The following is a 14180-nucleotide window of genomic DNA, read 5'->3' as shown; positions in this document are numbered from 1 at the left end:
CCACGGAGCACTCCCCCATGACGACTTCCCTTCCCGCTGGCGCTGCCGGCGACGACACCCTGCACCACCACTACCTGCGCATCGATGGCCAGCGCGTGCATTGCGTCTCCGCCGGCCACGGCGAACCGGTGCTGCTGATTCCCGGCTGGCCGCAGACCTGGTATGCCTGGCGCCATGTGCTGCACGCCCTGGCCGACGCCGGCTTCGAAGCGATTGCCGTGGACCCGCCGGGCATCGGCGAATCCGATCGCCCCAGCCACGGTTACGACACCGGCAGCGCCGCCGCCGTCCTGCACCAGACCATGCAGGCACTGGGCCACGAGCGCTACCAGGTGGTCGGGCATGACATCGGCATGTGGATTGCCTATGCACTGGCCAGCGACCAGCCGCAGGCGGTGCGCCAACTGGCGGTCACCGAAGCGGTGATTCCCGGCCTGGCGCCGGAACCGGGCATCTTCGCCGCACCGGCCGACAACATCTTCCTCTGGCATTTCATGTTCAACCAGGTGGCCGACCTGCCCGAGGCACTCATCAGCGGTCGCGAGCGCGCCTACCTGGAATTCATGTTCGACCGCTGGTCATATCGCCGCGACGCGGTGGCTGCCGATACCTACATCGCCGCCTACAGCCGCCCCGGCGCACTGCGGGCCGGCTTCGCCTGGTACCGCGCGATTCCGGAAACCATCCGCCAGAACAAGCAGCGTGCACAGCGCCGGCTGGCGATGCCGGTGCTGGCCATCGGCGCCGAGCACGCCACCGCCGATGCGCCGATGCTGACCCTGCAACCGCATGCCGACAACGTGCGCGGCAGCATCGTGCCGGGCTGCGGCCACTTCATCATGGAAGAAGCGCCGCAGGCGTTCCTGGCGCAGCTTCTGCCGTTCCTGCAGGAGGCACGTCATGCGGCTTGAACCCGCGCTGCAGCAGTTCGTCGATGCCGTCGCGGCCCATCCACTGCCGGACGACCTGCGCGAGCTGCGTGCGATCAGCGAGAGCGCGCTGCCTCAGCTGCAGGGCGCGCCGCAGCCGGTTGCGCATGTGATCGAGCATGCGGTGATCGCACGCGACGGCCACGCGTTGGAAGTGCGCCTTTACACACCGGAAGGGCTGCCCGATGGACCGGCACCGGCGTTGTTGTTCGCGCATGGCGGCGGATGGTTCCAGTGTTCGCTGGCGGTCTATGACGGCCCCTGCCGCGCGCTGGCCAATGCCAGCGGCTGCGTGATTGTCGCCGTGGGCTACCGGCTGGCGCCGGAACACCCGTTCCCGGTGCCGCTGCACGACCTTGCCGATGCCTGGTCGTGGCTGCAGGACAACGCCGAGCTCCTCGGGGTGGACCCGCAGCGATTGGCGATCGGCGGCGACAGCGCCGGTGGCAATCTGGCCGCCGCGTGCTGCCTGCAGCTGCGCGATCTTGGCCTGCCGCAACCGCGCCACCAGTTGCTGCTGTACCCGGCACTCGATGCAGGGATGGGCAGCGATTCCTACCGCGAGTACGCCAGTGGCTTCTACCTCAGCGCCGAACTGATGCAGCGTTGCTGGCAGGCCTATCTCAGTGATCCGGCCACACCGCCGACATTGGCCTCGCCTGCCCATTCAACTGATCTGCATGGACTGGCACCAGCCTCGGTACTCAGCTGCGAGCACGACCCGCTGCGTGATGAGGCCGAACAGTACGCACGGCGGCTGCAGGCGGCAGGTGTCGACTGCACGCTCGAGCGGCTGCCGGGGATGATCCACGCCTGCATCCACCTGCACGCGGTCAGTGCCAGCACCGACGTGGCAGCACGTCGTGCCGGCGCGCTGCTGCGCCGGGCCCTGTCCTGAACCGGTCAGGGGCGGTAGCCGACGCGGCGCGACCATCGTCCCGGCCCGGCGCTTGGCAAGCCCGGCAGGCAGCGCTACACTGAAACCCTGCCGTGGGGCCATAGCTCAGCTGGGAGAGCGCGTCGTTCGCAATGACGAGGTCAGGAGTTCGATCCTCCTTGGCTCCACCACTATTCAGAAGAACCCGTAGATCCCCGTGATCTGCGGGTTTTTTCTTCCCAGCGCCCGCGGCTCAGGCCGGCTCCTCGCCGCCGTCCTTGCGCCGCGGACTACGCGAATGCGCATCACGCACCTGTTCATCACGCTGCGCCGGCCGGCGCTTTGCCACGTCCTCCTGCTTCCGGTCCTGACGGCTTTCCTGAACGCCCTGCTTCGGGTCGCCCTGGCTGTTGTCGCGCTCACTCATCGACATCTCCCTCATCGGCGAAGATCCAACCTGCCATCACGCTAGACGCTGCAGAGTGATCTGCCGGTCAGCCTGGCGCGAACAGGGCGTGCAGCCTCGGCTTGCCGGTACTGTCCCCACGCCTCCAGAATCCGATACACCCGTTTCTGCGGTGCGCCATGCCCCTTTCTGTCCTGCACGCCTCGCAAGCACTGCCGATGCTCTTCGATGCGACCGACGGCAGCATCCGTCTCGGCAACCTGCCGACGCTGATCGGCCCCACCCTCTCGCTGGATGAGGCGCGCATCGCCTTCGCCACGCTGATGCATGGCGAGCGCGATGTCGGCACCGGCTATCACTGGCTCAGCCTGCACCGGCTAGGCCTGGCCGGTGCACCCGCTGGGATCAGCCTGTGCTTCCATGGGCAACAGCTCGACATGGTGACGATGGGTGTCGATCTGCCCGGTGCAGCACTGGAAAACGGCTGGCCGACCCAGGCGGCGATCGATGCCGAAGTAGCGTTCATGAAGCGTACGCTGGGCGCGGCGCTGGGTCGCAAGCTGGCGGGTGGCCACGCCCGGTTCGACTGGGGCGAAGCCTGGGCCCGCTTCGATCCGAAGGGGTTCATGGCCAGCAGCGGTATCCGCTACGTTCCGCGCTCATGACCCTACTCAGGTACGGATGATCGACACCCCACCCTCCACGCGCATCGCGGTACCGGTAACGAAACTGCTCTCATCGCTGGCCAGGAACAGCGCCGCGTTGGCGATCTCCTCCGGCTCGGCCATCCGCTTCAGCGCGTGCAGCGAACGCACGAAATCACGCGCATCCCCGGTAGGCGCGGCCTCCCGCCCCATCTCGGTATCGGTGCCACCTGGCAGCAGTACATTGCTGCGCACACCGCGCGCGCCATACTCCGCCGCGATCACCTGGCTCAGGCCGATCAGCCCTGCCTTGCTCGACGCATAGGCCGCCATGCCCGGGAAGCCCACGGTATGGCCGACGAACGTGCCGACGAACACCAGCGAGCCGCCGCCGCGCGCCAGCAGTGCCGGCAACTGCGCGCGTGCAGCATGGAAGGCGGCATCCAGATTGGTCGCCATCACCTCGCGCCAGGCGTCCACGGGGAACTCCGCCGCCGGCACGCCCGGGCCAAGCATGCCGGCATTGTTGATGGCGATGTCCAGGCCGCCGAATGACTGCTGGGCCAGATCGACCAGCGCCTGCGCCGTGCCCGGGTCGGCGACGTCGGCGGCATGCACCACGGCGTCGCCACCGGCGGCGCGAATCTGCTCGGCCAGCGCCTGCAGCGGCTCCGGCCGCCGTGCATTCAGCACCAGCTTTGCCCCTTCGGCAGCAAAGCGCAGCGCGCTGGCGCGGCCGATGCCGGCGCTGGCTCCGGTGATGAGTGCGATCTTGTTGTTCAAGCGCATGGTCGTGGCATCCGTTGTGAAGTAGCCGCAACGATGCCCTGCCTCTGGACTGCCAACACTCCGTTTCCGGGCCTCGCTGGCAAGTGCAGGAAACGGAGTTTTCGTGGCTGCGGCACATGCCAGAATCCGCCCATGGACAGCACCGCCTCCCCCACCACCGACGCCCGCGTCGAACGGGTCTGCCGCCACCTTCAGGCCAGCCTCGACGAACCCTCGCTGCAGGAACTGGCCGACATCGCAGGCTGCAGCCCGACCCGCCTGCATCGCCTGTTCAAGGAGGCAACCGGGCTGACGCCGAAGCAGTACGCTGCGGCACTGCGCGCCGACCGCCTGCGCACCGGGCTGCAACAGCAGGAACGCATCACCGACGCCTTCCACGATGCCGGCTTCGGCTCCAGCGGACGCTTCTACGAGAACGCACCGAAGTTGCTGGGCATGACTCCCAAGCAATGGCGCGCAGGTGGTCGTGGCGAAGTCATCCACTTCGCGCTTGCCGAAAGTTCACTGGGCAGCGTGCTGGTGGCCAGCAGTGCCACCGGCGTGGTCGCGATCCTGCTCGGCGACGATCCGGAAGCGCTGCTGCAATCGCTGCAGCACCGCTTCCGCCAGGCCAAGCTGGTCGGTGCCGACAGCGGTTATGAACAACTGGTGGCACAGGTGGTAGGTCTGGTCGAGGACCCGACACGGGGCGCCACGTTGCCGCTGGATATCCGCGGCACCGCCTTCCAGCAGCGCGTGTGGCAGGCGTTGCAGCAGATCCCACGTGGCCAGACCGCCTCGTATGCCGACATCGCCACGCGCATCGGCGCCCCGCGATCAAGCCGTGCGGTGGCTCGCGCCTGCGCCAGCAATCCACTGGCGGTGGCCGTCCCTTGCCACCGCGTCGTACGCCGCGACGGCGACCTGTCCGGCTACGCCTGGGGCGTGGCGCGCAAGCGCGAACTGCTGCGCCGGGAAAAGGCCTCGACTGCCTGAAGTGGGTGCCGACCTTCGTCGGCACGCCCGGAGGTAGCGCCGGGCCATGCCCGGCGAACACTCAATCCAGCTTCACCACCAGCTTGCCGAAGTTCTGCCCCTTCAGCAGCCCGAAGAACGCCTCCGGCGCATTCTCCAGCCCTTCCACCACATCCTCGCGGTACTGGATGCGGCCCTCACGCAGCCACTGCGGCATCTCGCGCTCGAAGTCCGGCCACAGATGGTTGAAGTCGTGCACGATGAAACCGCGCACGGTCAGGCGCTGGCGCAGGATCTGGCTGAACAGCGCTGGCAACCGGTCCGGCCCGGGCTGTTCAACGCCGCGTTCGTTGTAGGTGGCGATGGTGCCGCACACCGGAATGCGGGCGAAGTCGTTGAGCAGCGGCAGCACCGCATCCAGCACGTGCCCGCCCACGTTCTCGAAATACACGTCGATGCCCGCGGGCACCGCCGCGCGCAGCTGTTCGGCAAAGTCGGCCGCACGATGATCCAGCGCCACGTCCACGCCCAGCGTCTGCAGGTAGGCACGCTTGGCTTCACCACCGGCGATGGCGACCACGCGCGCGCCCTGCAGTTTCGCCAGCTGCGCAACCGTTGCGCCCACCGGACCGGTCGCGGCCGCGACCACCAGCGTCTCGCCCGGCTTCAGGCGGGCGATCTCATGCAGGCTGGAATACGCAGTGAATCCGGGCATGCCATACACGCCCAGCGCCGTGCTCAGTGGCAGCCCGGCCGGATCGAGGCGACGCCCCAGTGCCTTGCCCGGCAGTACCGCATGGGTCTGCCATCCGCCTGGCGCCAGTACCAGCTCACCTGCGGCCACTCCCTCGGCGTTGGACTGCAGCACCTCGGCCACGGTCTGGCCTTCCATCACCGCATCGATGGCCACCGGTGCGGCATACGAGGGGCCCTCGTCCATGCGTCCACGCATGTACGGGTCCAGCGACAGGTAGCGGTTGCGCAGCAGCACCTCACCCTTCGCCAAGGCCGGCAGTGTCGCCTGTTCAAGGCGGAAGTTGGCTGCCGTGGGCGCGCCCTGCGGGCGCGAGGCCAGCACGATGCGGGAGGTAACGAGGGAATCGGACATGGTGACCGGCTCTGCTGTTGCCAGCATCAGGAAAGGAATACCGACACTACGCCGCAACGATCGCCGGAAACGGCCACGAAAACAGCGTTCCATCGCCCGCCCAGACGCGGCACCGACACAGGCCTTGCCGTTGCGGCATTGCCGATCACCGCGGCCTGCTGATTTCCGCCACAGGGGATGATCAGGATCGCGCCGGGGCGTCCGGATCGATTCCAGGCCCTTCCCGCCCTGCACCGCGACGGCGGATCAAGTACTTGCAGGCGCGCAGACGGCAATGTGAAGAATTCTTGGCAAAACGCTTGCCGAAGACTGCCGACCTCCGTAATATACGCCTCCTTGGCAGCGACCTCGCTGCTACGAAACATGTGGCCGAGTAGCTCAGTTGGTAGAGCAGGGGATTGAAAATCCCCGTGTCGGCGGTTCGATTCCGTCTTCGGCCACCACTTTCGAAGGCCTGCAGAAATGCGGGTCTTTTTTTTCCGGAAACCGCATTCACCGCGGTCGCCACACAATTTGGCCGAGTAGCTCAGTTGGTAGAGCAGGGGATTGAAAATCCCCGTGTCGGCGGTTCGATTCCGTCTTCGGCCACCATCTTCAGAGACCTGCAGAAATGCAGGTCTTTTTTTTTTGCCTGCGGCCGGTTGACGAAACATTTACACCGCTACCCGGCGCGGCACCTACGCTGCAGATTCCTGCCGGAGCCTGCCGATGCAACTGCGCCCCACCCTGCTCGCCTGCCTGCTGCTGGCCGCCGCCCCGGTGATCGCCGCCGAGCCATTGCGGGCGGTCGACAGTCTGGACATCGATCGCTACGCAGGCCAATGGCACGAGATCGCGCACCTGCCGGTGTCGTTCCAGAAGCAATGCGTCGGCGAGATCACCGCCAACTACGGGCTGCGCCGCGATGGCCGCATCAGTGTCACCAACGCCTGCCGCAGCGCCGACGGCGAACGCGTGGTCGCTGAAGGCGTGGCACGCCTGGTAGCCGGCCATCCAGGCCAGCTGCAGGTGCGCTTCGTTCCGGACTGGCTGAGCTGGGTGCCACTGGTCTGGGCGGACTACTGGGTGCTGGCGCTGGACCCGGACTACCAGTGGGCGCTGGTTGGTGAACCGGACCGGAAATACCTGTGGATTCTCTCGCGCCTGCCGGAAATGGATCGCGCCCGATTCGAGCAGCTCAAGGACAAGGCTGAAGCGATGGGCTACGACCTCGGTCCGCTGCGGGTGATGGCGCCACTGCGCGATACCCCCGCCGATTGAACCGCAACGCGATCCGCGCGCAGCACGCGCCCGATCCGGCGCCGCGCACGCCCGGCCGCCATCTTCACGCGCTACCCTCTGCGACGGGTCGCCACAGGCGATCCAAACGACCATACGCCGTAGTATGCTTATTCCAACGCACCGCCTCCAGAGGACCTGCGCCCATGCTCCACCGTTTCCGTATCGCCTTGATCGTCCTGAGCACCCTCGCCCTTGCCGCCTGTGGCAACGGCATCGTCAAGCGTGTTTCGGAACCGGCGGCCAGCCTCCAGCAGCTGACCGTGCGCGCCGACGGCAACTGGACCGTGGCCCTGCGCCTGCAGAACTTCAGCTCGATGCCGATGACCTTCGACGATGTCTCGCTGGCGCTGACCGTTGGCGACAGCGACGCCGGCACCCTGCAGGCCAAGCCGGGCATTTCCATCGGCGGCACCTCGGCCGACGTCATCAACGTCGACCTGGTACCCAGTTCGGCCGCACGCCTGGTGGTGGCCGATGCACTGGCCGGCAACCGCACCCTGGCCTATGGCCTGAAGGGAACAGTCGCGGCTACGCCGCAGGAAAAGAAGCAGCGCAGCTTCGATATCAGCAGCCGCAGCACCCTCAACCAGGCCCCGGGCCTGCCGGGCGTGCTGCGCTGATTCCCACCTTCCGTCGCGGCGCCTGGTGCCGCTCTCCCCTGCCCTGATCAAATCGAGACGTACCGATGAGCAGCTACACCGCCCCGCTTTCCGACCTCCGTTTCGCCCTGCACGACGTGCTCAAGGTCGAATCCCTGTTCGCCCGCCTGGGCTTCACCGACGCCACCGCCGACGTGGTCGATGCCGTGCTGGAAGAAGCTGGCCGTTTCAGCGCCACCGTGCTGGCCCCGCTCAACAGCGTTGGCGATGAGATCGGCTGCGTGCTCGACCAGGCCACCGGTGAAGTGACCACCCCGCCCGGCTTCAAGCAGGCCTACGACCAGTTCGTCGATGGTGGCTGGACCGGCCTGACCGCCTCGCCGGAACTGGGTGGCCAGGGCCTGCCGCACACCCTGGGCGTGCCGCTCAACGAAATGATCAACGCCGCCAACCTGGCGTGGGGCAACTTCCCGCTGCTCTCGCACGGCGCCATCGAAGCGCTGAAGCAGCACGGCGAGGCCTGGCAGCACGAGGCCTTCCTCAAGCCGCTGATCGAGGGCCGCTGGACCGGCACCATGTGCCTGACCGAGCCGCACTGCGGCACCGACCTGGGCCTGCTCAAGACCAAGGCCGAGCCGAACGCCGACGGCAGCTATTCGATCACCGGCACCAAGATCTTCATCACCGCCGGCGAGCACGACCTGACCGGCAACATCGTGCACCTGGTGCTGGCCAAGCTGCCCGACGCCCCTCCGGGCGCCAAGGGCATCTCGCTGTTCGTCACTCCCAAGTTCAAGGTCGACCGCGACGGCAACGTCGGCGAGCGCAACGCGCTGCGCTGCGGTTCGATCGAGCACAAGATGGGCATCAAGGGCTCGGTCACCTGCGTGATGAACTTCGATGGTGCGCAGGGCTACCTGGTGGGCCAGCCGCACAAGGGCCTGCAGGCAATGTTCACCATGATGAACACCGCACGCTTGGGCGTCGGCCTGCAGGGCATCGGCCTGTCCGAACGCGCCTACCAGAACGCGCTGAAGTACAGCCGTGAGCGCCTGCAGTCGCGCGCCCTCAGCGGCGCCAAGTTCCCGGACAAGCCGGCCGACCCGATCCTGGTCCACCCGGATGTGCGCCGCATGCTGCTGACGGTGAAGTCACTGGTCGAGGGCAGCCGCCTGCTGGCCCTGCACGCCGCCACCCTGATCGATGTCGCCCACCACGCCGAGGACGCCGCCGAGCGCGAGCGCGCCGACACCCTGGTGAGCTTCCTCACCCCGATCTCCAAGGCCTGCCAGACCGAGTGGGGTATCGAGAACACCTACAACGCCCTGCAGTGCTTCGGTGGCCACGGCTACATCCGCGAGCACGGCATGGAGCAGCTGGCGCGCGACGCCCGCATCACCACGCTGTATGAAGGCACCACCGGCATCCAGGCACTGGACCTGATCGGCCGCAAGACCGCGTCCAGCCAGGGCGCCGGCCTGAAGCTGATGCTGGCCGAGATCGAAGCCTTCGCCAAGGAACACGAGGGCAACAAAGCGCTGGCCGAGTTCATCGGCCCGCTGCGCGCCAAGGCGGCCGAATGGGGCAAGCTGACCCTGGACGTGCTGCAGCGCGCGGCCGCCAACCCGGACGAACTGGGCGCAGCCAGCTACGACTACCTGTTCTATTCGGGTTATGTGGTGCTGGCCTACTGGTGGGCCCGCAGCGTGGCCGCCGCCGATGCCAGCGCGCACGGCGCCGCCTTCGCCCAGGGCAAGCGCGAGACCGCGCGGTTCTACTTCGCCCGCGTGCTGCCGCGCACCCTCAGCCACGCCGCCGCCATCCAGGCCGGCGCCGCCCCGCTGATGGCGATGGACGACGAGCGCTTCGGCGCCTGAGCCCGCAGGGTCGGATCCCTTTCCGCAGAAAAGGGCTCTGACCCTCGCATCCACACATGGCGTGGATCTGCCCGGATTGGGGTCAGAGCCTTTTCCCTGCGGGAAAAGGATCCGACCCCGGCTTGGCAGCCCCCAGTCTCTCTCTGGAGAAAAGCCCCCTTTTGTTAAAGGGGGCGCGCCGAAGGCGCGGGGAATAGGAAGAATGCGCGGACCTGAATCGTTGCGATTTGCGTATCGCCCACAGGCGATACACAAATCGTCAACATTCAGGTATAAGCTGTTCTCCCGATGGAGACAGACACTACACGCTTGGGTCTGATCGAAGCCGGAGCTCCGTTTTCTGCTCCGGGCGCCGAAGCATCGCCCAACGCCACGACGCTGCATCGACCCGGTTCCGTCCGGCTGCTCTCGCTTGATGCCCACGGACGCGTACTGGACTGGATCACCTGGCAGGACGCGGCGTGCCTCTACGCCCGCGAAGCCGTCGCCTGGACACTCGGCGATCCCTGCCTGCACATCCATGGCGGCACCAACCGCTTCAGCGGCCTGCAGAGCGGGATGGACCTGCACCCGATCATCGCCGCGCGCGGCCACGCCCGCTCCCGCGCGATCGACCCGACGCCGAACCTGACCAACCCGGCCCTGTTCGCCCGCGACGCCCACCTGTGCATGTACTGCGGCCAGCAGTTCAACCGCCCCACACTCACCCGCGACCACGTCATGCCGCTGTCCAAAGGCGGCCTGGACTGCTGGGAAAACGTGGTCACCGCCTGCTTCCACTGCAACTCGCGCAAGAGCGACCGCACCCCGCAGCAGGCCGGAATGCCCCTGCTGGCGGTGCCCTACCGGCCCAGCTGGATCGAGCATCTGATCCTGTCCAACCGCAACATCCTGGCCGACCAGATGGCCTTCCTGAAGGCGCAATTGCCGAAGCGTTCAAAACTGAGCACTTGAATCGCCGAAAATGCAACCCTCACCGTCCTGTCACGGGCGGCGGCGTTTGCTTGCCCCACCCCCGTTTGAGGGCGAAAATGGGCATTCAGAACAAGTGCGAACATGATGATCGACTCTGCCCGCTATCCCCGCCTCGCGCGCATCCAGACACCGGATGACCTGCGCACGTTCGACGAATCCGAATTGAGGGCGGTCGCCGACGAACTGCGCGCCTACCTCATCGAATCGGTGGGCAAGAGCGGCGGCCACTTCGCCGCCGGCCTGGGCGTGATCGAACTCACCGTGGCCCTGCACTACCTGTACCAGACCCCGCAGGACCAGCTGGTCTGGGACGTCGGTCACCAGACCTACCCGCACAAGATCCTGACTGGGCGCCGCGACGAGATCCACACCGTCAAGCAGAAGGACGGCGTGGCGCCGTTCCCGAAACGTGAAGAGAGCGAGTACGACACCTTCGGCGTCGGCCATTCGTCGACCTCGATCTCCGCCGCGCTTGGCATGGCCATCGCTCGCCAGTCCGAAGGCGACAACCGCCAGGTCGTTGCGGTGATCGGTGACGGTGCAATGACCGCCGGCATGGCCTTCGAAGCGCTGATGCACGCCGGCGGCATGGAGCCGGAGCCGAACCTGCTGGTGATCCTCAACGACAACAACATGTCGATCTCCGAGGCGGTCGGCGGCCTGACCAAGATGCTCGGCCGCGCCACCGGCAGCCGCACGCTCAATGCACTGCGCGAAGGCGGCAAGAAGATCCTCGGCGACAAGAAGAACAACCCGGCGCGCTTCGTGAAGCGCTGGGAAGAACACTGGAAGGGCATGTTCGTGCCGTCCACGATGTTCGAGGAAATGGGCTTCCACTACACCGGCCCGATCGACGGCCACGACATGCCCGCCCTGCTGTCCACGCTGAAGACGCTGCGCGCCTCCAAGGGCCCGAAGCTGCTGCACGTGATGACGACAAAGGGCAAGGGCTACGAGCCGGCCGAAGGCGATCAGATCGGCTATCACGCGGTGGGTCCGTTCGATCCGGACAAGGGCCTGGTGGCCAAGGCCGGCGCCAGGAAGCCCACTTACACCGACGTGTTCAGCGACTGGCTGTGCGATGCAGCCGCCGCCGAGCCACGCCTCTACGGCATCACCCCGGCGATGCGCGAAGGCTCTGGCCTGGTGCGTTTCAGCAAGGAATACCCGCAGCGCTACTTCGACGTGGCGATTGCCGAACAGCACGCGGTCACGCTGGCCGCCGGCATGGCGACCCAGGGGGGCAAGCCGGTGGTGGCGATCTATTCGACCTTCCTGCAGCGCGCGTACGACCAATTGGTGCACGACGTGGCCATCCAGGACCTGGATGTACTGTTCGCGATCGACCGCGCCGGCGTGGTCGGCCCGGACGGTGCGACCCACGCCGGCAACCTCGACCTGAGCTTCCTGCGCTGCGTGCCGAACATGGTGGTGATGGCGCCATCCAATGAAGCGGAGTGCCGGCAGATGCTCAGCACCGGCCTGCAGCACCCGGGCCCGGCCGCCGTGCGCTATCCACGCGGCACTGGCACCGGCGTCGCCGCCGGCACCGACCTGTCCACCCTGCCGATCGGCAAGGGCGAGCTGCGCCTGCAGGGCAGCCGCATCGCCCTGCTCGCCTTCGGCAGCACCGTGGCCGCCGCCGAACAGGTTGGCCGCGAACTGGGCCTGAGCGTGGTCAACATGCGTTTCATCAAGCCGCTGGACCGCGAGCTGGTGCTGGCTGTCGCCGCCCAGCACGAGGGGCTGGTGACGATCGAAGACAACGTGGTGGCCGGTGGCGCCGGCTCCGGCGTCGGTGAGCTGCTCAATGCCGAAGGCGTGCTGCGCCCGATCCTGCACCTGGGTCTGCCCGACAGCTACCAGCACCACGCCAGCCGCGAGGACCTGCTGGCCGAAGCCGGCATCGACGCTGCGGGCATCCGTGCAGCGATACTCAAGCGTTGGCCTCAGCTGGCCGCGGGTACCCCACCGCTGAGCGCGGCGGGCTGAAGCAGCTCAGCAGACGGCGGATCCACGCATGGCGTGGATCTACCGGAGACACGCATCCATTCCCCGAAAGGGTGCATCCACGCTACGCGTGGATGCCACACCCGGTAGATCCACGCCATGCGTGGATGGCATGGACAAAGCCCCCGGTTGCCGCCACCTGCGCCCCCGCGCTCAGCCGTAGCTGACCGCTTCCACGAAGGCGCCGCTGGCTTCCACGCGCACGGCAGCGCGCTGCCCGGTATCGACAAAGTGCAGGCGCGCCAGGGTTTCAGCGAAGTCGAAGGCCCGGGCACCGTCGCGGAAATCGATCGGCTCCGGCCGTTCCGGATGCAGCACGCGCCATTGGCGCTGTTCGCATTGCAGGCGGATCAACATGCGGCTCACTCCTTGAGGCAGCGTATCGACGGTAGCGGAACATTCCTGCCGATCACGGCAGGCATCATCGCAACAGATCAGGGACACACAGAGGTGCCCTGATCGCAGAAGATACGACAGTTCAAAATGTGAGCTGTATCAGATTTTTCTGATTTTAGAGGGCCACGCTCAATTCACCTGGAACTGGGCCCGGCAGCCGTCGCTGACCCAGATACCCCGGCGATCCCAGCCCCAGGTCTGGCCCTCGATGCAGGCACTGCGCGAATCCTGGCGAACCAGGCGCACGCCGCGGCGGATGCGGGCGTCGCAGTACTCCTGGCGGTGGCCATTGGAATGGCAGGTGATCACCTCACCGCCGCCCCAACCGTTGCCATTGCCGTTACCCCAGCCTCCACCATTGCCCCAGCCGCCACCACGACGGTACTCACCGACGAATTCGGCGCGGCAGCCCTGGGTTACCCAGACGCCGTAGCGTGACTGGCCCCAGGTCTCACCTTCCACGCAGGGCGAACCGGACAGCTGGCGGATCATCCGCGCCCGCCCCTCCAGGCGGCACTCGTTGCTACGATTCTTGATCGACTCGCAGCGTACGATGCCGCTGCCTTCACGGCCGCCATAGCGGTCATCGTCATAGCCGTAACCGTAGCTCTGTGCCTGAGCGCCGCCGGCGGCGGCGGCCAGCATTGGCAGCAGGGCGCAGGCCGCAGTGCGCCAGGTGAGTGCCTTGCCCATCGATATCTCCAGATGAATACGATGGCGCAAGCATCCGGGATTCGTGGCGCGGCGCACAGGGGGGCACACCACCACGGTTTTTCCCCATTCAAACAACTCAACCGCGGCTGACTGCGCCGCCGAGAGGCTTCAGCCGCCGACGTGCAACGCATCCACCGCGCTGCCCAGCGCCTCGACCCGCACCGTGCTGCGCTGGCCGGTGCGACGGTGATGCTCCAGGGCAAGTGCTGCGGCGGCATCGAACGCATCGGCACCCCGCGCGTAGCTGCTGGCCTCACCGGCGCGTGGATCCAGCACGGACCAGTGCCGTGCATTGCATTGGACAGTGATGACCATGGAAAACTCCTGCAGGACGGAAAGATGTACCGGCAGCGGCCCCCTCCTGCAGCCGGTACACCATCAGGCTAGCGAGCGCCTGCGCTGCGGCCTATCAGACATGTACGAAAATGCCGCGCCATTGGGTCGGATTCCCGCGCCCTCACAACCCTGAGCCGGTTTAACGAGTTCATTTTCGTGATCCTTGTCACGGAGTCAGCGGAGCTTCACACTATCGTCATCAACAGGGGCCCCTTCCACATGCGCACCTTCTTCTCACAGCAGCGCGGCACGCTGCTGAAGTTCTATTTCGTAGCCAGCTACGTC

Annotated in this window: 15 protein-coding genes and 3 tRNA genes; 12 read left to right on the top strand and 6 right to left on the bottom strand. The window is 66.8% G+C overall.

Going from position 1 to position 14180, the window contains the following annotated elements; translation table 11 throughout:
* The first annotated feature begins 17 nt into the window (after nt 1–17).
* From ACZK0Z_RS07285 to ACZK0Z_RS07275, 3 genes are all read left to right on the top strand, one after another.
* Nucleotides 18–911: an alpha/beta fold hydrolase gene (locus tag ACZK0Z_RS07285; RefSeq protein ID WP_197632669.1), complete on the top strand. Its 894-nt coding sequence runs from the start codon at nt 18–20 to the stop codon at nt 909–911.
* A complete protein-coding gene (locus ACZK0Z_RS07280) occupies nt 901–1827 on the top strand; it encodes an alpha/beta hydrolase (RefSeq protein ID WP_197632668.1) in 927 nt (308 codons plus the stop codon). Before ACZK0Z_RS07285 ends, ACZK0Z_RS07280 begins: the two co-directional genes overlap by 11 nt.
* A gap of 94 nt (nt 1828–1921) precedes the next feature.
* Nucleotides 1922–1997: transfer RNA gene (locus ACZK0Z_RS07275), tRNA-Ala, on the top strand.
* A gap of 62 nt (nt 1998–2059) precedes the next feature.
* Here ACZK0Z_RS07275 and ACZK0Z_RS07270 read toward each other — a convergent pair.
* A complete protein-coding gene (locus ACZK0Z_RS07270; RefSeq protein ID WP_197632667.1) occupies nt 2060–2233 on the bottom strand; it encodes a hypothetical protein in 174 nt (57 codons plus the stop codon).
* 158 nt (nt 2234–2391) lie between these two features.
* Here ACZK0Z_RS07270 and ACZK0Z_RS07265 point away from each other — a divergent pair, with 158 nt between their 5' ends.
* Entirely contained in the window at nt 2392–2877 is a 486-nt protein-coding gene (locus tag ACZK0Z_RS07265) for a hypothetical protein (protein WP_197632666.1), read from the top strand.
* A 6-nt stretch (nt 2878–2883) separates the two neighbouring features.
* Here ACZK0Z_RS07265 and ACZK0Z_RS07260 read toward each other — a convergent pair whose 3' ends face one another.
* Nucleotides 2884–3645, bottom strand: a complete 762-nt coding sequence (locus ACZK0Z_RS07260; protein WP_197632665.1) for an SDR family oxidoreductase — start codon at nt 3643–3645, stop codon at nt 2884–2886.
* 132 nt (nt 3646–3777) lie between these two features.
* Here ACZK0Z_RS07260 and ACZK0Z_RS07255 point away from each other — a divergent pair, with 132 nt between their 5' ends.
* Complete coding sequence (locus ACZK0Z_RS07255) at nt 3778–4620, top strand: bifunctional transcriptional activator/DNA repair enzyme AdaA (RefSeq protein ID WP_049429319.1); 843 nt, start codon at nt 3778–3780, stop codon at nt 4618–4620.
* 61 nt (nt 4621–4681) lie between these two features.
* On the opposite strand, the gene ACZK0Z_RS07250 is transcribed toward ACZK0Z_RS07255, so the two are convergent.
* On the bottom strand, nt 4682–5707 hold the full coding sequence (locus ACZK0Z_RS07250; protein WP_049429318.1) for an NADP-dependent oxidoreductase: 1026 nt from the start codon (nt 5705–5707) through the stop codon (nt 4682–4684).
* A gap of 367 nt (nt 5708–6074) precedes the next feature.
* Between ACZK0Z_RS07250 and ACZK0Z_RS07245 the strand changes: the two genes are divergently transcribed.
* The 7 genes from ACZK0Z_RS07245 (at nt 6075) to dxs (ending at nt 12431) form a co-directional block, all read left to right on the top strand.
* Nucleotides 6075–6150, top strand: a tRNA-Phe gene (locus tag ACZK0Z_RS07245).
* A 72-nt stretch (nt 6151–6222) separates the two neighbouring features.
* Nucleotides 6223–6298: transfer RNA gene (locus ACZK0Z_RS07240), tRNA-Phe, on the top strand.
* Between the two features lie 117 nt (nt 6299–6415).
* Nucleotides 6416–6967, top strand: a complete 552-nt coding sequence (locus tag ACZK0Z_RS07235; RefSeq protein WP_049430349.1) for a lipocalin family protein — start codon at nt 6416–6418, stop codon at nt 6965–6967.
* Between the two features lie 164 nt (nt 6968–7131).
* Nucleotides 7132–7608, top strand: coding sequence for an LEA/WHy family protein (locus ACZK0Z_RS07230; protein WP_049430351.1), 477 nt, complete (start codon nt 7132–7134; stop codon nt 7606–7608).
* Nucleotides 7609–7673: 65 nt separating this feature from the next.
* Nucleotides 7674–9464, top strand: a complete 1791-nt coding sequence (locus ACZK0Z_RS07225; RefSeq protein ID WP_197632664.1) for an acyl-CoA dehydrogenase C-terminal domain-containing protein — start codon at nt 7674–7676, stop codon at nt 9462–9464.
* A 288-nt stretch (nt 9465–9752) separates the two neighbouring features.
* Nucleotides 9753–10418 carry an HNH endonuclease gene (locus ACZK0Z_RS07220; protein ID WP_019336875.1) on the top strand — a complete coding sequence of 222 codons (666 nt, stop codon included), beginning with the start codon at nt 9753–9755 and terminating at the stop codon, nt 10416–10418.
* A gap of 105 nt (nt 10419–10523) precedes the next feature.
* Nucleotides 10524–12431 (top strand): 1-deoxy-D-xylulose-5-phosphate synthase, encoded by a 1908-nt coding sequence (gene dxs, locus ACZK0Z_RS07215; protein ID WP_049430382.1) that lies wholly within the window; start codon nt 10524–10526, stop codon nt 12429–12431.
* A gap of 171 nt (nt 12432–12602) precedes the next feature.
* Here the strand turns inward: dxs and ACZK0Z_RS07210 are convergent, their stop codons facing one another.
* From ACZK0Z_RS07210 to ACZK0Z_RS07200, 3 genes are all read right to left on the bottom strand, one after another.
* Nucleotides 12603–12806, bottom strand: a complete 204-nt coding sequence (locus ACZK0Z_RS07210; RefSeq protein ID WP_049430354.1) for a hypothetical protein — start codon at nt 12804–12806, stop codon at nt 12603–12605.
* 168 nt (nt 12807–12974) lie between these two features.
* Nucleotides 12975–13538 (bottom strand): DUF3011 domain-containing protein, encoded by a 564-nt coding sequence (locus ACZK0Z_RS07205; RefSeq protein WP_197632663.1) that lies wholly within the window; start codon nt 13536–13538, stop codon nt 12975–12977.
* A 129-nt stretch (nt 13539–13667) separates the two neighbouring features.
* Nucleotides 13668–13874 carry a hypothetical protein gene (locus ACZK0Z_RS07200; protein ID WP_049430358.1) on the bottom strand — a complete coding sequence of 69 codons (207 nt, stop codon included), beginning with the start codon at nt 13872–13874 and terminating at the stop codon, nt 13668–13670.
* Between the last annotated feature and the right edge of the window lie 306 nt (nt 13875–14180).

This window comes from Stenotrophomonas sp. 116085_Sma, from assembly GCF_056479585.1.
The sequence above is the reverse complement of the archived record's forward strand: the minus strand, read 5'-3'. Positions and strand labels throughout refer to the sequence as shown.

Excerpts from the sequence above, each read along its gene's own strand:
- dxs (WP_049430382.1), top strand. The coding sequence starts at position 10,524 with ATGATCGACTCTGCCCGCTATCCCCGCCTCGCGCGCATCCAGACACCG.
- ACZK0Z_RS07270 (WP_197632667.1), bottom strand. The coding sequence starts at position 2,233 with ATGAGTGAGCGCGACAACAGCCAGGGCGACCCGAAGCAGGGCGTTCAG.
- ACZK0Z_RS07265 (WP_197632666.1), top strand. The coding sequence starts at position 2,392 with ATGCCCCTTTCTGTCCTGCACGCCTCGCAAGCACTGCCGATGCTCTTC.
- ACZK0Z_RS07220 (WP_019336875.1), top strand. The coding sequence starts at position 9,753 with ATGGAGACAGACACTACACGCTTGGGTCTGATCGAAGCCGGAGCTCCG.
- ACZK0Z_RS07235 (WP_049430349.1), top strand. The coding sequence starts at position 6,416 with ATGCAACTGCGCCCCACCCTGCTCGCCTGCCTGCTGCTGGCCGCCGCC.
- ACZK0Z_RS07260 (WP_197632665.1), bottom strand. The coding sequence starts at position 3,645 with ATGCGCTTGAACAACAAGATCGCACTCATCACCGGAGCCAGCGCCGGC.
- ACZK0Z_RS07200 (WP_049430358.1), bottom strand. The coding sequence starts at position 13,874 with ATGGTCATCACTGTCCAATGCAATGCACGGCACTGGTCCGTGCTGGAT.
- ACZK0Z_RS07205 (WP_197632663.1), bottom strand. The coding sequence starts at position 13,538 with ATGGGCAAGGCACTCACCTGGCGCACTGCGGCCTGCGCCCTGCTGCCA.
- ACZK0Z_RS07285 (WP_197632669.1), top strand. The coding sequence starts at position 18 with ATGACGACTTCCCTTCCCGCTGGCGCTGCCGGCGACGACACCCTGCAC.
- ACZK0Z_RS07255 (WP_049429319.1), top strand. The coding sequence starts at position 3,778 with ATGGACAGCACCGCCTCCCCCACCACCGACGCCCGCGTCGAACGGGTC.
- ACZK0Z_RS07230 (WP_049430351.1), top strand. The coding sequence starts at position 7,132 with ATGCTCCACCGTTTCCGTATCGCCTTGATCGTCCTGAGCACCCTCGCC.
- ACZK0Z_RS07280 (WP_197632668.1), top strand. The coding sequence starts at position 901 with ATGCGGCTTGAACCCGCGCTGCAGCAGTTCGTCGATGCCGTCGCGGCC.
- ACZK0Z_RS07225 (WP_197632664.1), top strand. The coding sequence starts at position 7,674 with ATGAGCAGCTACACCGCCCCGCTTTCCGACCTCCGTTTCGCCCTGCAC.
- ACZK0Z_RS07250 (WP_049429318.1), bottom strand. The coding sequence starts at position 5,707 with ATGTCCGATTCCCTCGTTACCTCCCGCATCGTGCTGGCCTCGCGCCCG.
- ACZK0Z_RS07210 (WP_049430354.1), bottom strand. The coding sequence starts at position 12,806 with ATGTTGATCCGCCTGCAATGCGAACAGCGCCAATGGCGCGTGCTGCAT.